Origin of the sequence: Lysinibacillus sp. NPDC093190 (genome assembly GCF_050280425.1) — a bacterium.
GTDB lineage: Bacteria > Bacillota > Bacilli > Bacillales_A > Planococcaceae > Lysinibacillus.
The window spans coordinates 37,195-58,896 of sequence record NZ_JBNNVG010000007.1 but is presented as its reverse complement, the minus strand read 5'-3'; the positions used below and the strand labels follow the sequence as shown (position 1 = coordinate 58,896).

Sequence of the window (21,702 nt, the reverse complement as noted above, 5' to 3'; positions counted from 1 at the left end):
GGCTTCTCAATGTTATTACAGCGTTTCTTTTCATATTACAAGCCCTATAAAGGATTATTTATTTTGGATTTTTCCTGTGCCATATTAGTAGCCCTTATTGAACTGGCTTTTCCCATCGTCTTAAATAAGGTCATTGATGATATTCTTCCTGACGGTGAAATGAAATGGATTATTATGGCTAGTTTATTGCTCCTAATGCTTTACATATTCAATTCAATATTAGATTTTATCGTTTCCTATTGGGGACATATGCTTGGCATTAATATCGAAACAGATATGCGAAAGGAAGCTTTCAGTCACATCCAAAAGTTATCATTTCGATATTTTGATAATAATAAAACAGGTCATCTTGTCTCACGATTAACGAACGATTTAATGGATATTGGTGAGCTTGCACACCATGGTCCCGAGGATATGTTCATTGCTGCGATGACGATTGTGGGTACATTCGGTGTTATGTTCTACATTGATCCAACCTTTACAATACTTATTTTTCTACTGGTACCAATTATCTTAATTTTAACGATTATTTTTGGGAAGTTAATGTCCAAAGCATTCCGTCAGATGTTTGGAGATATCGCAGATTTTAATGCACGTGTTGAAAACAATGTAAGTGGTATCCGTGTTGTACAAGCCTTTACGAATGAAGAACATGAGATAAAACGTTTTAAAGTAAACAATGAAAGATTTCGAATGACAAAGCTCTTTTCCTATAAAGTAATGGCTTGGAATGAAGCAATTTCAGGCATTCTCACAAAGGTTTTATCATTATTTACTCTATTTGTTGGGGCATATTTCGTTTTAAAGGGTCATTTAACAAATGGTGAATTTATCGCATTTATTTTATTATCAAGTATTCTTTTAAATCCAATTAATAAAATTAATATGTTTATTGAAAGCTATCCGAAAGGAATGGCAGGGTTTAGACGGTACATCGAATTTCTAGAAACAGCACCTGAAATTTCAGATCATTCAGAGGCAAAAGATATCGATGAAATTGATGGGGAAATTATTTTTAATAAAGTATCGTTCGGTTACTCTGAAAATAATCGTGCCTTACATCATATTAATTTAAAGGTACGTCCTGGTGAAACAGTTGCGCTAGTAGGTCCATCTGGTGCAGGGAAGTCTACCATCTGCAGTTTATTACCACGTTTTTATGAAGTAAATGAAGGTTCAATTAATATTGATGGCATTGATATACGAGACTTTAAGCTACAGTCGTTACGTTCACATATAGGAATTGTACAACAGGATGTCTTTTTGTTTGATGGCACAATTCGAGAAAACATCGCTTATGGGGATTTAAACGCAAATGAGGAAGACATTTGGGATGCTGCACAGCGAGCGCAGCTTACAGATGTCATTAAAGATCTCCCCGAGGGCATGGATACATTAATAGGTGAACGTGGAGTGAAATTATCAGGTGGGCAAAAGCAAAGATTATCGATAGCACGTATCTTCTTGAAAAACCCAAAAATATTGATTTTGGATGAAGCAACATCTGCATTAGATACGGAAACCGAACAGGCAATTCAACAAGCATTAAACAAGCTTGCGGTAGGGCGTACAACATTAGTAATTGCACATCGTTTAGCAACGATAAAAGACGCAGATCGAATTGTCGTTGTATCGAAGAAAGGCGTTATTGAAGAAGGTACTCATGAGCAATTAATGGAAAGAAAAAATGCTTACTATGGTTTGTATACAGCGCAATTCGGCTTACAAATTTAAGCAGTAATTTATCATTTTAAAAAGGGAAGGAAGTTTTATATGTCTGTACTTGAGATAGATCGTGTGGCTATTGGTTACTCCTCGACGCTCATTGTAAATGATTTAAGTGTAGAAATTCCAAAGGGACAAATCTCGACGATTATTGGTCCAAACGGCTGTGGTAAATCTACTTTATTAAAGGCTGTAGCACGTGTACTGCGAACACAAAATGGGGCAGTTTACTTAGATGGAAAGGCAATTCATCAGCTGAAGACAAAAGATGTTGCAAAAAGAATGGCAATTTTGCCTCAAACAGCAACAGCACCAGGAGGGTTAACAGTTTTTGAATTAGTATCCTATGGCCGTTTTCCTCATCAAGCGGGCTTTGGTACATTACACAAGGAAGATTATGAATATATTCATTGGGCTATTGATGTAACAGGCCTTAGAGAGTTTAGTGACCGTCCTATAGAGGCGCTATCAGGTGGTCAACGTCAACGAGTATGGATTGCCATGGCATTAGCTCAAGGTACAGACATTCTAGTACTTGATGAACCAACTACTTATTTAGATTTAGCACATCAGCTAGATATTTTATTACTGTTACAAAAGCTAAATAAAGAGGAAAAACGAACGATTGTGATGGTATTACACGATTTGAACCATGCTTCTCGTTTTTCTCACTTTATGATTGCTATGAGGGAGGGGCAATTAATTGTGAATGGTCAGCCAAATGAAGTGATGACAAAGGAAAATTTACAAAAGGTGTTCAATATTGATGCAGAAATGGCCGTCTGCCCATATAGTAAAAATCCAATTTGCTTATCTTACCAACTGTATGACATGAAAGAATAACGTTTTGTAGAGAATTGAATAAGTAGTAAGGAGGAAGTGTATGACTACGTCTACAGGAGTAGGAGGGCATAGAGATTTAGAGGAACTACAGCAACGATCTCATCCAGTCCGTGGTGTAGTAGCTTTAATTGTTGGGGTGGTAGGGTTAATATTAGCAATCGGCTTATCTATTTCATTTGGTGCGGCAAATATATCATTGAGTACTGTATGGACAGCTATTACTCATTTTTCACCGGATTTAACAACACATCAAATTATACATGATATTCGATTACCACGAGTGTTAGGCGCAGGATTAGTAGGTGGATGCTTTGCGGTCGCAGGTGCGATTATGCAAGGCATGACACGCAATCCATTAGCTGATTCTGGATTATTAGGCTTAAATTCTGGGGCCGCGTTTATGCTAGCAATATGCTTTGCTTTTTTCCCTGATTTATCGTACATGTATATAATTTTATGGTCATTTGTTGGAGCGGGCTTAGGTGTTGCGATTGTTTATGGCGTAGGTTCGCTGTCAAAAGGTGGTCTAACGCCAATGCGATTAGTGCTGGCAGGTGCTGCTGTAAGTGCTCTATTAGGTGCGCTAGGGGAAGGAGTTGCCCTTTATTATCGTATTGGACAAGACTTAGCCTTTTGGTATGCAGGAGGTGTTTCAGGTACAAAATGGTATCATCTTCAAATATTGTCGCCATGGATACTGGCGGCAATGATTGGAGCTCTAATTTTATCACGCTCCATAACATTACTGAGTTTAGGAGAAGAAATTGCCGTAGGACTTGGGCAACGTACTAACGTAGTAAAAGTATGGGGAATGGTGATTGTTTTAGTTTTGGCTGGAGCGGCAGTATCAGTCGTAGGAGCAGTCGGGTTTGTTGGGTTAATAGTTCCGCATTTTATGAGATACATAGTTGGACACGATTATCGTTGGATTATCTCGTGTTCATTAGTATATGGAGCATTACTTGTTGTGGTGGCTGATCTTGTTGCACGGATGATTAATCCACCTTACGAAACGCCGATTGGAGCGCTAATTGCCTTTATCGGAGTTCCATTCTTCCTATATTTAGCACGTAAAGGAGGAAAAGAACTATGAGTAATAGCTTTTTAACACCAACTCAACAAAAAGCTAAAAAGAAAAACTTCCTAATTCTGGGTACACTAGCTCTGCTAATAGTCATCACATTTGTCATTAGTATGAATACAGGGGTTATAAAACTAACACCAATGGAGGTTATTCGAACATTATTTGGTCAGGGGGATACCCAACAACAACTTATTTTATTTGAATTTAGGCTACCTCGTCTTGTTATCGCCGTTTTAGTAGGGATGGGCTTAGCAATTTCGGGGGCTATTTTACAAGGCATTTCTAAAAATGCTCTAGCTGACCCAGGCATTTTGGGGATAAATGCAGGAGCTGGACTTGCAGTTATGCTTTATATTTCATTTTTTCCATCTACTGAAGCAGCACCTGTATATTTACTGCCAGTGTTAGCATTTGTAGGATCAGGATTGGCAGCTGCTTTAATTTATACACTTTCTTATCGACGTCATGAAGGAATTACCCCAATGCGCCTAATATTAACAGGGATTGCAATAGCAGCGGGTATTAGCTCAGCAATGATTGTGCTAACTCTGCGTTTAACACCTGAAAATTACCAATTCGTTGCAACATGGTTAGCGGGGAGTATTTGGGGATCAAATTGGAGATTCGTATTATCTTTATTGCCATGGTTACTAATTTTACTACCATTTGTGTATACAAAATCCCGTGTATTGAATGTATTAAATTTAGGAGAAATAACAGCAGTCGGATTGGGAGCTTCTATTGAAAGGGAACGTCGTTGGCTTCTAGCAGCATCAGTAGGATTAGCTGGAGCAAGTGTGTCAGTTAGTGGTGGTATTGGATTTGTCGGATTAATTGCACCACATTTGGCACGTCAGCTTGTTGGGTCCAAACATCAGTTTTTACTGCCAGCAGCAGCACTCTTAGGGGGCTTATTAGTTTTAATGGCTGATACAATCGGTCGTTCTATTCTAGAGCCATCAGAAATTCCAGCTGGGATTGTTGTAGCAGTTTTAGGCGCACCATATTTCTTATATTTATTAGCACGTTTAAAGGAATAAAAGGGAGTATTTTTATTTTCTTTATTGAGAATGAATATTATTATCGAAGGTGAGAGAATGATAAAAAAACTAAATATATTTATATTTATATTTATGCTTGTGGGATGTAGTAGCAATGATGAGAACTCAATGGTTAGTGATCCTAAAGAAGAGACAGGTGCTACGACTAAAAAGATATCCACTATTAATGGAGAAATTGAAATTCCTACAAAAGTTGAGCGACTTGTAGTGGATGCATATTTGCCAACTTCATTACTATTAGGGGTAAAGCCAGTAGGTGCGACACAACAAGATTTAGAAAATGTACACATTCAAGATCAAATTGATGATATAGAAAATACAGGGGAAAGTGCAATTGAATCTATTCTAGCCTTGAAACCAGATTTAATTATTACAGCTCAAGCGGATGCAGAATCGTACGAAAAGTTATCAAAAATAGCACCCACTGTTGTTTTGCCATATGAAACCTATCGTAGTGTGGAAGAAGAAGTAAGAGGGATTGCTGAAATTTTAGGAAAGCAAGCAGAAGGAGAAGCTTGGTTGAAAATGTTTGAAGAGCAAGTGTCAGAAAATCGTGAAAAGCTAGCAGAAGTTTTAGATCAAAATGAAACGTTTTCTATCTTTGGTGCATACGGCAAGGAATTTTATTTATACGGTGATGGTATTTATCGCGGTGGGCAGGCAATTTATAAGAAATTGCAACTTAAAGCGCCCCAAAATATTCAAGAGGAGTTAATTGGAAAAGGGGAAACGTTCAAGCAAGTTTCTTACGAGGTATTACCTGAATATGCGGGAGACTATATTTTCGTTGATGAAACAAATGGCGCTGAGCTAAACAGAGAAGATTCTCTATGGAAGTCGATAGATGCAGTAAAAAACAACAATGTATTTTATTTAGATGCTAAAAGATTTTGGCCGTTTGACCCGATTGCTGTACTTGCACAAGTAGAAGAAGTGACAAATATGCTGTTAGAGAAGAAAAAGAGTGAAAAATAAATTGTCGTATATGTTCAAAAAAATTGATGAATTTGACAAAGATGAAATGAGGAATGCCGATTATGACGTTAGAAATGTATGATGTAACGATTGTTGGTGGGGGACCCGCAGGACTTTATACATCCTTTTATAGTGGGATGCGCGACTTAAAGACGAAAATTATTGAATATAGCTCTCAGCTTGGTGGTCGAATGTTAATTTATCCTGAAAAGATGATTTGGGATGTTGGTGGTGTAACACCAATATTAGGTGGACAGCTAATTGAACAACTAGTTGAACAGGCAAGAACATTTGAACCAACTATTGTCTTAAATCAAAAGGTTGAAAGATTAGAAAAGCAGAGTGATGGTACATTTATTTTAACGTCCTCAACAGGTGAAAAACACTATTCGAAAACGGTCATTTTAACAGTTGGATACGGTGTACTTTCTATGCAAAAGCTTGAGATAGCAGGAGTAGATCGCTATGAGGTGACAAATTTATATTACACAGTACAAGAGTTAGAAATTTTCCGTAATAAGCATGTTTTAATTTCTGGTGGTGGTAATTCTGCTGTAGATTGGGCAAATGAGCTAGTGCCAATTGCTGCTAGTGTAACAATTGTTCATCGACGTGATGAATTTGGTGGTCATGAAAAAAATGTTATAAAAATGCGCGAATCCGCTGTATCTATAAAAACACCTTATGAAGTGGTGCAATTGCATGGTGATGATGATTTAATACAGTCTGTGTCAATCGCCAATAAAGAGACGGACGAAATAGAACAATTAGAAGTGGATGCAGTCATCGTTAATCATGGCTTAAAATGTGATTATAGCGCACTTGAAGAGTGGGGCTTAGATATTCAAGACGGAGTAGCTATTGTCAATGAAAAGCGTGAAACAAATATAGAAGGTGTTTATGGTGCAGGAGATTTTGTAGATCACCCTTCTAAGGTAAGATTAATAGCAGGTGCATTTACGGATGGTATTCTAGCATTGAATAGTGCAAAGCTTTATTTAGAGCCGGATGCACCAAAAGTGGCGTACGTGTCTTCCCATAATATTCGATTCAAAGAACGAAATAAAAAAATAGGTTTAGTGGATAATGACTATCGTGAAGTGCGTGGTTAACTATTATTGAAATATTAATATTTTCTTCTTGAAATAAATCAAATATCTATGATATACTTCAAAAGTATGTAACGTGTACATATGTAGCCGACATATTCGGGCTATGTAAGGTACAGTTCGATAATACTCTGTTCCAGATGGTTCAGGGCGAGAGGAGAAAACGAATATGAAACAAGGAATTCATCCAGATTACAAAGAAGCAACAGTAACTTGCTCTTGCGGTAACTCTTTCAAAACTGGTTCAGTAAAAGAAAACATCGTTGTCGAGTTCTGCAACGAATGTCACCCATTCTATACTGGCCGTCAAAAATTCGCGTCTGCTGATGGTCGCGTGGATCGTTTCAACAAAAAATACGGTCTTAAAAACTAATGTTAGTTTAATACCTGCCAAGCATGTGCTTGGCAGGTATTTTTTTCAGTATATCTAGGAAATACGTTGATGCGAGTCTTTTCAGTATCCAGATTGACATGAAGAAAGGGAGAAGACAAAAATGGCACAGCTATATTTTAAACATGGTGCAATGAATAGTGGTAAATCCATAGAAATTCTAAAAGTTGCGCATAACTATGAAGAACAACAAAAACCTGTAATGATGTTTACACCAGGCATAGATACGAGAGATGAAGTAGGCTTTATCTCAAGTCGAGTAGGCTTACGTCAACAAGCCATTCCTGTTAATGATGATACAAATATTTTTGAGCTAGTAAAAAACAATGCTGTAAAACCATATTGTGTACTTGTTGATGAAGTACAATTTCTAAAAAAAGAGCATGTTTTGCAGTTAGCATATATCGTAGATGAGTTAGATATTCCAGTCATGGGCTTCGGTCTAAAAAACGATTTCCAAAATGAGCTATTTGAAGGCAGTCAGTACATGCTCACATATGCAGATAAAATTGAGGAAATGAAAACGATTTGCTGGTTCTGTCATAAAAAAGCGACAATGAATTTACGTGTTGATGAAAGTGGAAAGCCTGTTTATACAGGTGATCAAATTCAAATTGGTGGGAATGATTCCTACTATCCGGTTTGTCGAAAGTGTCACGCGCATCCGCCGCTATAATGCAAACTGATTCAGTTGATTGAACTAAGAAAAAGTAGCATACATGCGGAAATTTCCTTATACTAAGTGGTGGAAATAAAAAATGTTCAAAAATATTCTTACGCGCTTAGCGTAATTCTAATTTAAAGTTTCTCTGCAGTTACAAAAGAGCAAACTTCATAAAAACTTAATAGAGGTGAAATCCATGTTCGATCGATTACAAGCAGTGGAGGATCGTTACGAAAGGCTAACAGAGCTTTTAAGTGATCCCGATATTGTGAATGATAGTAAAAAATTACGTGAATATTCTAAAGAGCAATCAGATATCCAAGAAACTGTAGAAGCTTATCGTGAATATAAAAGTGTAAAAGAGCAATTAGCGGATACACGTGAAATGCTAGATAATGAAAAAGATCCTGATATGCATGAGATGGTGAAAGAAGAATTCAACTTACTAAAAGATCAGCAAGAAGAGTTGGAAGAACGTTTACGCATTCTATTAATTCCGAAAGATCCAAATGATAATAAAAACGTTATTATGGAGATTCGTGGAGCAGCTGGTGGAGACGAGGCGAATATTTTCGCAGGAGATTTGTTCCGTATGTACTCTCGTTATGCTGAGACACAAGGCTGGAAAATTGACGTAATGGAAGCGACGCCAAACGCAATGGGCGGCTATAAAGAAGTTATTTTTATGATTAACGGTCAAGGTGCATATTCAAAATTCAAATTTGAAAATGGTGCGCACCGTGTACAACGTGTACCTGCAACAGAATCTCAAGGGCGTATTCATACATCGACAGCGACAGTAGCTTGCTTACCTGAGGTTGAAGAAGTAGATGTTGAGATCCATGAAAAAGATATCCGAGTTGATACATTTGCTTCTTCTGGTGCCGGTGGTCAATCGGTAAATACTACGATGTCAGCTGTGCGTATGACTCACTTACCGACAGGTGTTGTTGTATCGATGCAGGATGAACGATCACAAATTAAAAACCGTGAAAAGGCAATGAAAATTCTGCGTGCTCGTGTTGCTGATATGTATCTGCAAGAAGCACAAAAGGAAATCGATGCCACACGTAAATCAGCTGTAGGTTCAGGCGATCGCTCTGAGCGTATTCGCACATACAATTATCCACAAAACCGTGTAACAGACCACCGTATTGGTCTAACGATTCAAAAACTAGATCAAATCGTCGAAGGTAAACTAGACGAAATCATTGATACGCTCATTTTAGAGGAGCAAGCATCAAAGTTAGAGCGATTAAATGATGACCTATAATAATGTAATGGAGGCCCTTCATTGGGCTTCTTCTTTTTTAGTGGATAATGGTCGTGAGGAAACGGCAGCGCGTATTGTCATGCAGCATATACTGGGCACTAGCTATTCAGAAGTAATGCTACACCTTCAAGACGTATTAACAGCTGAACAAAAAGAAAAATTTAAAGAACTCATCGAAGAGCATGCAAGTGGACGACCTGTACAGTATTGCGTCGGTAGTGAAGAATTTTATGGTCGTTCATTTATTGTCGATGAGTCAGTACTTATTCCTAGACCTGAGACCGAGGAATTAGTGCTTGGAACAATCAATCGCATGAACAAAATATTTAATCATCAAGAATTGAAGCTTGCAGATATCGGAACGGGCAGTGGTGCAATTGCTATTTCTATGAAGCTAGAATGTCCAGAGCTAACGGTCGTAGCCACTGATTTATCCGAAGCCGCTTTAATTACAGCACATAAAAATGCACAAAGATTGGCGGCGGATATTGATTTTCGTCAAGGGGATTTAGCGAAGCCTCTGGCAGGTGAGAGATTTGATATCGTTTTATCGAATCCACCGTATATTGCTTTTGATGAAGCGAAAGAGATGTCAAGTACTGTGCTGGAGCATGAACCACATAGTGCTCTTTTTGCAGAAGAAGACGGGCTTATTTTATATAGAAAATTAGCTGAGCAACTTCCGCCCCTTATGAATAAACCAGCCCTCATTGGTCTTGAAATCGGTTATACACAAGGGGAGAAGGTGGCTCAATTCTTTAAAAATAGTTTTCCACAGGCTACAATTTCAATAGAAAAAGATATAAATGGTAAGCCTCGAATGATTTTTTGTGAAATTCATGTATAAACGATCTACTTCTTGCCAACAATGTTGAGCAAGGAGGGGTTTTTATGTTAAACGAATACAAGATTATTAGATTACCAAAACGAAATATTTTACTAGCTTTTGCAAGATTAGTATTAATTGCGATTGCTTTACAATTATGTATTTTATATATTCCATCATTAGTAGGTTTTGCGAAAGAAGCTAGCGATCATGAACAAGAAAATGATTTTCGTATACGCGTTATTGCCAATAGCAACACGACAAAGGATCAGCTTGAAAAGGAGCAGCTTGTCAAAAATTTAAAGCCGTATTTCAAGCAAGTAGTCGCTAGTGCGGGAGCTAGAACTGTGGATAACGAGCAAATACTTTCATTAAAACAAGAAATTGAAGCAGAAATAAAAGAAAATTATCCACAACTTCATACACAAGTTGTACTTGGGGATAACTTATTTCCACCAAAGAGACAGAACGCTGTACTTTATCCACAAAATTTATATCATTCGATTGTCGTGAAAATCGGTGATGCACGTGGTGATAACTGGTGGTGTAGCATATTCCCATCAATTTGTGAGCCCGATAAAGAAGAACAAAAAGTAGAACCGAAAGAAGAGAAGGAACACGTTACATTTTTTATATGGGAATGGATTAAAGGTTTTTTTGAATGAATTGTTCACGAATTCAGACAACTTATACACAATTTTTAATAAGTTATAAACATTATGTGGATAATTCAGTGAAAACGAATAATTGAAGGAAGGTTTTAATTATGGAAACCGTTTGCAAGATTGTGGACAGTAATGTGAATAGTCAGAAAAATTATACACAGGCTGTGGATATCTTAAATGCAGGTGAGGTCGTGGCATTTCCAACAGAAACGGTTTATGGCCTAGGAGCTGTTGCAACAAATGATGTAGCAGTTAAAAAGATATTTGAAGCAAAAGGTCGTCCTTCAGACAATCCGCTAATTGTTCACATTGGCACGAAAGAGGAAGTTGAACTCTATATAGAGCATATTTCAGAAGTAGCCAAAAAATGCATGGATTTATTTTGGCCAGGTCCACTGACACTTGTCATGCCTGTAAAACCAAACGTGCTGGCAAACAGTGTGACAGCTGGTCTAATGACTGTCGGCATTCGTATGCCAGATCATCCAGTTGCGCTCGCCTTACTACAACAATTAAAAAAGCCACTTGCTGCGCCTAGTGCTAATCGTAGTGGGAAGCCAAGTCCTACAGAAGCAATACATGTTCAGGATGATTTGGGAGGGTACATACCTTATATTTTAGATGGAGGTTCTACTGGGATTGGACTCGAATCCACTGTGTTAGATGTAACACATGAACCTCCAGTAATTTTGCGTCCAGGTGGAATTACGAAGGAAATGTTAGAGGATAAGATTGGTCAAGTACTTCAACCTTCAAAAATAGAGCAAAAATTAGAGGCTACTCCAAAAGCCCCTGGTATGAAATATACACACTATGCTCCTAACGCACCTGTACTATTAATTGAATGTGATTTGAAGAAAGTCCAGGAGGCTGTACATCAATTACAAAAACAAGGGCATAAAGTAGCGTTACTTGCACCAGCTAACTTTATTGACAGTAAGGCTGATTTTTATTTCTCAGTAGGAGAAGCTGGTAGTAAAGAAGAAATGGGTGCGACATTGTACCATGCCCTAAGAGCTTGCGATAAAACAGCAGCTACAATTATCCTAGCGACTACTACATCGACTGAAGGGGTAGGAGCTGCTATTATGAATCGACTTGAGAAAGCGGCTGGAGGAAAATGGTATACTCGTTAATAAAATACCTATAAAAATAGTATGTTAGAAGTAACTTCTGGCATGCTATTTTTTTGTATTGAAGATACTAGACTTTGTACTTGAGCTATAGTTGTGGAAAGCGTAGCGAGTTTTTACCATAACGGAAGGTGATTGTTCATTGTTAGAGTGACTTTCAACACCTCTTTGTAAGGAAATTGTATTATGATAATACTGTATTTCCGAGCATAAAATGATAAAATATTAGAGAGTGAAGGAGTGCTTTCTTGCAGGGAATTCTTGCAGGTATAATAACGTCTATAGATGTGATTGGTTTATATGTATTGATACCAAATGTTAGATATCGATTTTTTTTGTCAGTTTGGACAGCTGCTTTGCATATGCTTTTCCCGTTATTAGGTTTCGAATTAGGACACTTTTTAGTGCATTTCCTCTTAGAGTGGGGACAATGGATTTCAAGTATTTTATTATTTTGCATGGGCTTACATTTACTATTATTTTCGCGAAAAGATGAAAAGGTTTCAATTTCACCAATACTTTTAGCTGTGACTGCAAGCCTAGATACCTTTTCAGTAAGTGTTTCTTTTGGTATGCTACACTTAGAGAAAACAGTATTTATTATAAGTGCAGGAGTAAGTGCGCTTATTTGCTCTTATGGGTCATTAGTCATTGCACGAAGAAGTCAGGTCTTGCTTGGCAATAAATTTCAAATAATTACAGGGATTTTTTTTATCATTATGAGTGTACTAGCTATCCGGCAATAGAGAAAACAGTGGAGGGTGATAAGTATGAAAATACTATTTGTTTGCACCGGAAATACTTGTCGCAGTCCTATGGCAGAGGTTATTTTAAAACATAAACAAATTGACAATGTAGAGGTCCGTTCAGCGGGCATTTATGCTATGCCTAATGCTGAAATGTCTGCACATGCACAACAAGTATTATATGAAGCAAATATGACGCATCAGCATTTAGCAACACAATTATCAATAATTGAAATGGAGTGGGCTGATTTAATTTTAACAATGACAACAGCTCATAAAGGTACAATCATCGCTCATTATCCAAATGCAGAACAAAAAGTTTTTACTTTAAAAGAATATACAAGTGAAGGTAGCGTAGGAAATGTTGTAGATCCTTACGGAGGTAGTAAAGAAATCTATGAAGTAACATTTGCAGAATTAACGGAATTGGTAGAACGACTAGTAAAAAAACTTGAAGAGGATTGAGGGTCGCTATGAAAAAACAGTTTGGCTTACGACTTAAACTAGTATTATTTGTCAGTATACTTGCCCTAATCACGTACAGTATCAGTTTTATTTTCATCGAATATTTACAACCTACCTTTTTCCCAGAGACTAATCGTAAGCTGTTTGAAATTTTTACTTATGTGTCAGGGATTGCGTGGTCAGGTATTTTGGCTGCAGTTTTCAGTGTAATCTTAATTAAACCTTTACAGCAGCTCGAAAATTCAGCTTCCCGTGTAGCACAAGGGAAAATTGGACAGGATGTAGAAATGCCGAAAACAAGTGATGAGATTCGTTCTGTGGCAGAGGCATTTCAACAAATGGTATTAAATTTACGACAGATGGTTGAAAGTATAGATCTTAACTTCCAACAAACAAATCAATCGATAATTCAACTATCTGATGAAGCCGCAGTTGCAACAAAAAAAGCAGAGAATATTGCCTCTACAGTAAAACATATTTCTACAGGAGCAGAGGCGTCCGCTACAGCAGTACAAGATACAGCTGAAGCTATTGAAGATGTACGAGCTCTCGCAACAGAAGTCAATAGTAGAGCGGAGGCATCTGCATCACAATCCAAAGAGATTCTACATAATTTAACGACAACAACAAAAGCGATCGAAACGTTAGTGAATAGTATTCAACAAATTGCGGCTGGCAATAATGAGGCATTAGAAAGCATTCGCCTATTAGAGGAAAACGCTGGACAGGTAGAGCGTATCATTAGCCTAGTTGGCGATATTGCAGCACAAACAAATTTACTAGCTTTAAATGCTTCAATTGAGGCAGCGCGTGCTGGAGAACATGGAAAAGGTTTTGCTGTTGTAGCTGAAGAAGTTCGTAGTTTAGCTGATGAAAGTGCGAAGGCGGTACAAGGCATTACTTCCCTTGTTCAATCCATGCAACAAAACGTTGAGATTGTTGTAAAACAAATGAATCATCAGGTGACATTTGCGACAAAAGAAGCTGCACGTGTATCAGAAACTACGACAGCGGTAGAAGGTATGTCTTCAAGTGTACACGAAATGGCAACATCGATTGTGGAAATTTCTTCACTAATTGAACAGCAAATGCATAATATTGAAACAACTGCTCGTCAATCTCAAGAAGTTGCAGCCATTGCTCAAGAAACGTCAGCAGGTGCACAGGAAGTACGCAGCGCAACAGAAGAACAAGCATACGCCATTGAGCAAGTAGAAAAACTAGCAGAAAGCTTAAAGATACAATCAGAAGAACTGCATAAAATGATTCAACAATTCGATAGACAAGCATAAATATGATTTTAGACTGTAGATAAACTCGAGTAAGTATCGAGTTTGCTACAGTTTTTTTATAGTGTGTTAAGGCTTGTATAGGGTACCCGGAGAGTTGGGAGCGACGGAAAGAACAGCAGAAGTGACGGATAGAACTTGAAGTGACGGAAAGAAGAGCAGCAACGACGGAAAGAATAGGCAAAGCGACGGAAAGAACAGGCGAAGCGACAGAAAGAAGAGCATCAGTGACGGATAGAACTCGAAGCGACGGAAAGAAGAGCAGCAACGGTGGAAAGAAGAGCTACATCGACGGATAGAACATCAAACTAAAAAGGCTCCACATTACGCCACACTCGCATTTGGCATAGAATTCCTCTATATCATCAACTATTGGTAATACATAGAAAAATATTGATATAGTATGTCCACTGTAATTGAAAAGGTAAAAAAACTTTAGAAGATAGAATATTACAACAAGTAACCATTATCCGAATTTATCAACATGATATTCACAATATCCACAGAAAAATGAATTTAAAGGTGAATGATTTTATGTGAATTTACAAGAAACGTTCGTCTTTTAGGAGAAATCAGCATAAAAATGCAAGAAAAATCATGTTATTCTTGAGATAGAAGTGGTACACTAGTGTTGACTATAATTTCGAAAAGAGGGAACCCAGTGAGAATAGCAATTTCTTCTGATCACGGAGGCAATAACTTACGTCGTGAGATTATGCAGCTGTTAGATGAGCTACATATTAGCTACGAAGATTTTGGTCCACAATCTGCGGATTCAGTAGACTATCCTGATTATGCAAAACCAGTTACTGAAGGTGTTGCTAGCGGGGAATTTGATAAAGGTATTTTAATTTGTGGTACAGGCATTGGGATGTCCATTGCTGCAAATAAAGTTAAGGGGATTCGTTGTGCTTTAGTACATGATTTATTCAGCGCGAAAGCAACGCGTTGCCACAACGATTCAAATATTTTAGCGATGGGTGAACGTGTTATTGGGCCAGGTCTTGCACGTGAAATCGCTAAAGTATGGCTTGAAACAGATTTTGAAGGTGGTCGTCATACGCGCCGCATTGAAAAAATCGCTGAGCTTGAGCAATAAGAAAAGCAATTAAGTTTGTTGACATATGTCCTAAGTTTAGTGGGACATAAATAATTTAGAAATAAAGGGGCTGAGCATAGTGGTTGTACAACAAATACGAACACATTTGACTCAGTTACTCAGTGAATTTGAAGAGCAGGTAACCCTACGACCAAATACTATTTTTGTCGTAGGCTGCTCGACATCTGAAGTGATTGGTCAGAAAATTGGCACAGCAGGCGCGCTTGAAATTGCAGAGGCGATTTTTGAGCCGTTGCAGGCATTTGCAAAGAAACATCAACTACACCTAGCGTTCCAAGGATGTGAGCATATTAATCGTGCTATTACAATGGAAGCAACAACGGCAGAACAATTTGGTTATGAACCAGTAGCAGTTGTACCAGTTCGTACAGCAGGTGGTTCGATGTCTGCTTATGCGTTTACGCAATTTACAAATCCAGTTGTTGTGGAAGCTGTGCAAGCAAATGCAGGTATTGACATTGGTCAAACACTTATAGGTATGCATTTAAAGGCAGTAGCTGTTCCAGTTCGTACTTCTGTGCGAATGGTAGGAGAAGCGGTTGTAACAATTGCAACAACACGTCCAAAGCTGATTGGCGGAGAGCGTGCAGTATATAAATAAAATTACCTCTGAAATCAGTGGTATACAAATAACGATTATACTTAGGAGGCTTTTTCAAACATGGCATACGAAAAATTAGCAGTACAAGACAAAGCAGTATTAGACGGAATTCTTGCGGAAAAAAAACGCCAACAAGCAAATATTGAGTTAATCGCATCAGAAAACTTTGTATCTGAAGCGGTAATGGAAGCACAAGGTTCTGTTCTAACAAATAAATATGCTGAAGGTTATCCAGGTAAACGCTACTATGGCGGTTGTGAACACGTAGATGTTGTGGAAGATATCGCACGTGACCGTGTGAAAGAAATCTTTGGTGCAGAATATGCAAACGTACAACCACACTCAGGTGCACAAGCAAACATGGCTGTATACCACACGATTTTAGAACCAGGTGATACAGTACTTGGGATGAATTTATCTCATGGCGGTCACTTAACTCATGGATCTCCTGTAAACTTCTCAGGTATTCTATATAACTTCGTTGAATATGGCGTAACAAAAGATACTCAAGTAATCGATTATGAAGATGTGCGCCAAAAAGCGTTAGAGCATAAGCCAAAACTAATTGTTGCAGGAGCATCTGCATACCCACGTGAAATCGATTTTGCTAAATTCCGTGAAATCGCTGATGAAGTAGGAGCATATTTCATGGTGGATATGGCGCATATCGCTGGTCTTGTAGCTACTGGTGAGCACCAATCACCAGTGCCATACGCTGATTTTGTAACATCTACAACACATAAAACATTACGTGGCCCACGTGGTGGTTTAATCCTAGCTTCGAAAGAATGGGAGCAAAAGCTTAATAAATCTGTATTCCCAGGTATCCAAGGTGGACCATTAATGCACGTAATCGCTGCAAAAGCTGTAGCATTCGGTGAAGCATTACAGCCAGAATTCAAAGAGTATGCAAAACAAATTAAAGCTAATGCAAAAGCTTTAGCAGAAGTTTTAATTGCAGAAGGTGTTGAAATTGTATCTGGTGGTACGGATAACCACTTGTTACTTCTTAATGTGAAATCTCTTGGCTTAACAGGAAAAGTAGCAGAGCACGCACTAGATGAAGTAGGCATTACAACAAATAAAAATACAATCCCTTACGATACAGAATCTCCATTCGTAACTTCTGGTATCCGTATTGGTACACCAGCTGTGACATCTCGTGGCTTCAAAGAAGAGGACATGAAAGAAGTAGGTTTAGTTATTGCTGCGGTTCTTAAAAACCCAGAAGATGAAGCAGTTAAAACGGAAGCAAAAGCTCGCGTCAAAGCTTTAACTGACAAACATCCATTATACGCATAATTTAATAGAAGAGGAGGCTGGGACAAAAGTGTTTCAGCCAACAAAAAAACCGAACTATCCAATGAAACGCTCATGAAGTGTTTCAAAATAGTTCGGTTTTTCTAATTATCGTGTTTTGTTAATTTAGAGATTATTCGGCTTTATGAAGGAACCATTTAGTTATGTCCCAGCCTCTTTTTTATTAGTTAAAAGTGAAGGCTGGGCATCAGCGTCACAAATGAGACCCTGGAAGTTAGAGGAACGAAGGCTAAGAGCATCACGTCCTGTGATAACGCCTTCGTGACCAACTTCGTGCTGTTGCCGCTGCCGCTTCGCTTTCGCGCAGATAAAACCCTTTTGCTATCGCTTCGCTTTCGCACAGATAAAAACACGTTGCTGTCGCTTCGCTTTCGCGCAAAAAACATCTGTTGGCCCAAGCGGCTAATCGGACGCCCCCAGGAAAGCTCCCAGTCGGAACGGAAATTAACCACACGTTTTGAAGATGAGCTGGTTTTTTGTTAACATAGAAATAAAATACTCCTATTTTTGAATTTATTTACATAAACTTGGTAGAAAAGGATATATTATAGTAGAGTGAGACAGATAATGTCCCCTTGCGAAGAAAAATTTTCATAAAAGTGACAATTTATTGAATTTTTATGTACAATATTAGAGAGATTTAACTTCTTTCAGCGGAAGTCTCCACCTCTATAGGTGGTGAGATGAATGCAGGCAGGTTTAAGTTACTTTTCAGCGGTGTCCAAATATCCACTGAAATAGAGGAACTCAGTCTAAGAACGCCACGTCTTGTGGCAACGACTGAGTGACCAACTTCGTGCTGTTGCTGTCGCTACGTTTCACAACGCTTTCGCACAGTCAAAACACGTTGCTGCCGCTGCGTTAGCACTACGCTTTCGCGCAAAAAACATCTGTTGGCCTAAAGCTTCCGGCGGATGTCACAGAATCGGAAAGGAGTGCTTAAAGGATGTTAGCCTAAAATCATCGCATCCATGCGATAACGGCTAACTGATCTGCATCGGTGCCGCTGCCGCTACGTTAGCACTGCGCTTTCGCGCAAAAAACATCTGTTGCTGCCGCTACGTTAGCACTGCGCTTTCGCGCAAAAAACATCTGTTGCTGCCGCTACGTTAGCACTACGCTTTCGCGCAAAAAACATCTGTTGCTGCCGCTACGTTAGCACTGCGCTTTCGCACAAAAAACATCTGCAGGCCTAAGCACAAAGCCGATTCCGGACGCAATTATGCCGAGGCATAATTGATAGAGATAGAGGGAGGAGGGACTGGATGGTTACTAAAACAATGTGCATAGAAAATGAAATGCTATTAAATACAATTCGTAGGTTAGGTGATAACTCTAAAGAAAGCTACGTTATTTTTGATGCAACAAATAATCATTGCGTAATAGAATGTAATGATTCTTTTTGTACGCTTACAAATACTACACGTTCAAAAATAATAAATAACGATTATTTTTCATTGATGGGAAACGAAGAACAGACAACTATTGAAAAGATTAAACAAAAAATACATAGCGGAGTCATAGTACAAGCAAAATGGCACCATAATTGTTTCGATAAACCTCCTTTTTGGGCAGAGATACAAGCACTCCCATTTCAAAATAATAAAAATGAAACATTATTTGTACTAGTACTTGTGAAGGATGTTACGTACTATCACACCGATGAATTTTTAATGCGCCTTGAGAAAGCTATGTACGAAGGGATTGAAAAGGACAATTCCTTTGATAAAAAGATGAGCATTATTTGCAGTAGTCTTGATGAATTTTTTATGCCGGATATATCAAGTATGGTACTTGTCAAAACGGAGGCAGATCAATTACGAATTTTTAATGGGAACGATAAAACAAAAGGTTTACCAGAGCGTTGTGAAAACAATGAATTTTTTAAGAGAGTTATGCAAGGAGAGACATCCATTCTCGTTAAGAGCTTGGATGAAATTGATATTCCAATAGAACATAAAATGTTTGCCAATTCCTCTAAAAAGCTATTTGGATGGTTTATGCCAATATACAATCAACAACAGCAAGCAATTGGATTATTTGCGATATTTTTAGAGCAACAGAGTAGTGACCAGAAGTTTTTTGAAAGTTTGTTTCGAAAAATTGGTGCTCTTGTTGCATTGGCATACTCGTATGCAAAAACACAAAAAAGGATATGGGATTTAGCCTATACCGATATCACAACGGGGCTGCCTAATCGACATGGTTTTTTAAACAAGGTAGAAAAAGAATGCGGTCAAAATGGCAATATCAAAATTTTAAAGCCGAGCGAATTCCCTCAAATTGTTGAGTTATATGGTCGTGAAGCGGGAGATGAGCTTTTAAGACAAATTGCCAAACGTCTAAATGAAGAGAAGTATGAGCATAACGAATATATCGCTAGGTTTACAAGCTCTAGTTTAATCATTTCAAATGTGACATTCGATGAAGGTTTCTTAAATTATGAAAGGCGTATAAAAGAAATTATTCGTCAGCCCTTTATTGTAGGTGGCAAGCAAATTTATATTACACTGAAAACCGGAATTGCTTTATATAATGATGAGATAAAAATGATTGATGCGATTCGCTTTGCAGATAATGCTGTATCCTTTGCGGCCAATAAACCAGGTACTCATACGGAAATATTTACGCAAGAAAGAAATGATGTGCTTGAGCAGCAAATGACAGTGTTAAACCATTTGGCACAAGCATTAAAAAACAAAGAAATCTCGGTGAATTTACAGCCAAAGGTGGATTTACGGACAGGTGAAATTCAAAGTATTGAAGCGCTCGCTCGCTGGATTTCTCCGAAACTCGGTTTCGTATCTCCGGCAATCTTTATTCCAGTGGCAGAAAGTGCAGGAAAGGTACGAGAAATCGATATTCAAATATTAGAGATAGTTCTTTCGTGGTTAGCAGGGCGTAAAAGATTAGGGAAAAAATTAGTGAAGGTAGCAGTAAATATTTCGCCTGATCATTTTTACTATGCTAATTTTGTGCAGGATACATTGGAACTTGTTCAGAAATACGATATAGATCCGAGATATATCATTTTAGAAGTAACGGAAACTATTGGCCTAGTTGATTTTCAGACCGCTTTTTCTATTATTCAGGAATTAAAGGGATACGGCTTTGAAACTTCGGTGGATGATTTTGGAACAGGCTTCTCATCACTAAGTTATTTACAAAGACTGCCGTTTACTGAATTGAAAATAGATCGAAGCTTTATTAATGCTATTAATGATGCTGCGACACTCGCTATTGTCCGATCCATTATTCAATTAGCATTAAATTTAGGAATGACTTCAGTCGCAGAAGGTATTGAAAGTAAAGAGCAGGTTGAGATTTTACGCGCACTCGGCTGTACAGTAGGACAAGGTTACTTCTATTATAAGCCGATGACAATAGAAAAATTAGATGCAATACTTGATGAATAATCGCTATTATATGTAGTAAACATTCTTGAAAAGGAGTTGTCCCAAATTTATTTTTGAGACGACTCCTTTTTTCTGTTATACTAGGTGAGATAAAAATGAATCCGAACGGTTAGGAGCGAATCCCTTTGAGCAAAGTATACGTATTTGATCATCCACTAATCCAACATAAGCTAACTTATATTCGTGATAAGAATACAGGAACAAAAGAATTCCGTGAGCTAGTAGACGAAGTTGCAACATTAATGGCATTCGAAATTACACGTGATATGCCAGTAGAGGAAATTGAAATTGAGACACCTGTTACAGTCGCTAAGACAAAAGTACTTTCTGGTAAGAAAATTGCGATTGTACCGATTTTACGTGCAGGTATTGGCATGGTAGATGGTGTATTAAATCTAATTCCAGCCGCAAAAGTTGGTCATATTGGTCTTTATCGTGACCCAGAAACTTTAAAACCTGTAGAATACTATGCAAAACTTCCTGCAGATGTTGAAGAACGTGATTTCATCATTGTAGATCCAATGCTTGCAACTGGTGGATCAGCAGTGGAAGCGATCAACTCACTGAAAAAACGTGGTGCGAAAAGCATTAAATTCATGTGCTTAATCGCAGCGCCAGAGGGTGTAAAAGAAATTCAAGAACAGCATCCAGATGTAGATATCTATATCGCTGCACTTGATGAAAAATTAGATGACCATGGCTACATTGTCCCTGGTTTAGGTGATGCAGGCGACCGCTTATTCGGTACGAAATAATACTGAACAGTTTACAGTTGAATTCATTTAGCTTCTTTCAGCAAATTTCTTTTGTAGCGAAAGCGAAGCGTCAGCTACAGAAGCCTCCCACCTCTATAGGTAGTGAGATGAATGCGGATTTAAGCTACTTTTCAGAGGGTGTCCAAAAACCCTCTGAAAGAAGTTAAAGCCTCCGGCGGATGTCACGGAATCGTAAAGGAATTCACATAGGATGTTAGCCTAAAATCATCGCATCCATGCG

The 21,702-nt window shown here is 38.2% G+C and carries 20 protein-coding genes; all 20 read left to right on the top strand.

The features are described 5' to 3' along the window. Nucleotides 1-9: 9 nt before the first annotated feature. The 20 genes from ACQKOF_RS07850 to upp all read left to right on the top strand — a co-directional run bounded on the left by ACQKOF_RS07850 (nucleotide 10) and on the right by upp (nucleotide 21,461). A complete protein-coding gene (locus ACQKOF_RS07850; protein ID WP_427555206.1) occupies nucleotides 10-1,734 on the top strand; it encodes an ABC transporter ATP-binding protein in 1,725 nt (574 codons plus the stop codon). Between the two features lie 39 nt (nucleotides 1,735-1,773). Then, complete coding sequence (locus tag ACQKOF_RS07845; RefSeq protein ID WP_427555204.1) at nucleotides 1,774-2,568, top strand: ABC transporter ATP-binding protein; 795 nt, start codon at nucleotides 1,774-1,776, stop codon at nucleotides 2,566-2,568. A 40-nt stretch (nucleotides 2,569-2,608) separates the two neighbouring features. Further along, nucleotides 2,609-3,661: a FecCD family ABC transporter permease gene (locus tag ACQKOF_RS07840; RefSeq protein ID WP_427555202.1), complete on the top strand. Its 1,053-nt coding sequence runs from the start codon at nucleotides 2,609-2,611 to the stop codon at nucleotides 3,659-3,661. Beyond that, entirely contained in the window at nucleotides 3,658-4,692 is a 1,035-nt protein-coding gene (locus ACQKOF_RS07835) for a FecCD family ABC transporter permease (protein ID WP_427555200.1), read from the top strand. Before ACQKOF_RS07840 ends, ACQKOF_RS07835 begins: the two co-directional genes overlap by 4 nt. A gap of 57 nt (nucleotides 4,693-4,749) precedes the next feature. Beyond that, nucleotides 4,750-5,688 (top strand): ABC transporter substrate-binding protein, encoded by a 939-nt coding sequence (locus tag ACQKOF_RS07830; RefSeq protein ID WP_427555198.1) that lies wholly within the window; start codon nucleotides 4,750-4,752, stop codon nucleotides 5,686-5,688. Between the two features lie 62 nt (nucleotides 5,689-5,750). Further along, entirely contained in the window at nucleotides 5,751-6,800 is a 1,050-nt protein-coding gene (locus ACQKOF_RS07825) for an NAD(P)/FAD-dependent oxidoreductase (protein WP_427555196.1), read from the top strand. Nucleotides 6,801-6,966: 166 nt separating this feature from the next. Continuing rightward, complete coding sequence (rpmE, locus tag ACQKOF_RS07820) at nucleotides 6,967-7,170, top strand: 50S ribosomal protein L31 (RefSeq protein WP_100543414.1); 204 nt, start codon at nucleotides 6,967-6,969, stop codon at nucleotides 7,168-7,170. 121 nt (nucleotides 7,171-7,291) lie between these two features. Then, on the top strand, nucleotides 7,292-7,864 hold the full coding sequence (locus ACQKOF_RS07815; RefSeq protein WP_049668006.1) for a thymidine kinase: 573 nt from the start codon (nucleotides 7,292-7,294) through the stop codon (nucleotides 7,862-7,864). Nucleotides 7,865-8,048: 184 nt separating this feature from the next. Beyond that, a complete protein-coding gene (prfA, locus tag ACQKOF_RS07810) occupies nucleotides 8,049-9,125 on the top strand; it encodes a peptide chain release factor 1 (RefSeq protein WP_427555194.1) in 1,077 nt (358 codons plus the stop codon). Next, a complete protein-coding gene (gene prmC, locus ACQKOF_RS07805; RefSeq protein WP_427555192.1) occupies nucleotides 9,112-9,972 on the top strand; it encodes a peptide chain release factor N(5)-glutamine methyltransferase in 861 nt (286 codons plus the stop codon). The genes prfA and prmC overlap by 14 nt, the downstream gene beginning before the upstream one ends. Before the next feature lie 44 nt (nucleotides 9,973-10,016). Next, the gene (locus ACQKOF_RS07800; protein ID WP_427555190.1) at nucleotides 10,017-10,616 is read left to right on the top strand and encodes a stage II sporulation protein R; all 600 of its coding nucleotides are present in this window, start codon (nucleotides 10,017-10,019) and stop codon (nucleotides 10,614-10,616) included. 101 nt (nucleotides 10,617-10,717) lie between these two features. Next, nucleotides 10,718-11,752: an L-threonylcarbamoyladenylate synthase gene (locus tag ACQKOF_RS07795; protein WP_427555188.1), complete on the top strand. Its 1,035-nt coding sequence runs from the start codon at nucleotides 10,718-10,720 to the stop codon at nucleotides 11,750-11,752. A gap of 245 nt (nucleotides 11,753-11,997) precedes the next feature. After that, on the top strand, nucleotides 11,998-12,495 hold the full coding sequence (locus tag ACQKOF_RS07790) for a manganese efflux pump MntP family protein (protein WP_427555186.1): 498 nt from the start codon (nucleotides 11,998-12,000) through the stop codon (nucleotides 12,493-12,495). 24 nt (nucleotides 12,496-12,519) lie between these two features. Continuing rightward, nucleotides 12,520-12,960 carry a low molecular weight protein arginine phosphatase gene (locus ACQKOF_RS07785; protein ID WP_427555184.1) on the top strand — a complete coding sequence of 147 codons (441 nt, stop codon included), beginning with the start codon at nucleotides 12,520-12,522 and terminating at the stop codon, nucleotides 12,958-12,960. Nucleotides 12,961-12,968: 8 nt separating this feature from the next. Then, nucleotides 12,969-14,252, top strand: a complete 1,284-nt coding sequence (locus tag ACQKOF_RS07780; RefSeq protein WP_427555182.1) for a methyl-accepting chemotaxis protein — start codon at nucleotides 12,969-12,971, stop codon at nucleotides 14,250-14,252. A gap of 658 nt (nucleotides 14,253-14,910) precedes the next feature. After that, nucleotides 14,911-15,348, top strand: coding sequence for a ribose 5-phosphate isomerase B (rpiB, locus tag ACQKOF_RS07775; protein WP_370044640.1), 438 nt, complete (start codon nucleotides 14,911-14,913; stop codon nucleotides 15,346-15,348). 79 nt (nucleotides 15,349-15,427) lie between these two features. Beyond that, on the top strand, nucleotides 15,428-15,970 hold the full coding sequence (locus tag ACQKOF_RS07770; protein ID WP_427555179.1) for a TIGR01440 family protein: 543 nt from the start codon (nucleotides 15,428-15,430) through the stop codon (nucleotides 15,968-15,970). Between the two features lie 60 nt (nucleotides 15,971-16,030). Beyond that, entirely contained in the window at nucleotides 16,031-17,272 is a 1,242-nt protein-coding gene (glyA, locus tag ACQKOF_RS07765; protein ID WP_427555177.1) for a serine hydroxymethyltransferase, read from the top strand. 1,283 nt (nucleotides 17,273-18,555) lie between these two features. Beyond that, a complete protein-coding gene (locus tag ACQKOF_RS07760) occupies nucleotides 18,556-20,706 on the top strand; it encodes an EAL domain-containing protein (RefSeq protein ID WP_427555175.1) in 2,151 nt (716 codons plus the stop codon). Nucleotides 20,707-20,831: 125 nt separating this feature from the next. Then, entirely contained in the window at nucleotides 20,832-21,461 is a 630-nt protein-coding gene (upp, locus tag ACQKOF_RS07755; RefSeq protein WP_427555173.1) for a uracil phosphoribosyltransferase, read from the top strand. The last annotated feature ends 241 nt before the right edge of the window (nucleotides 21,462-21,702 follow it).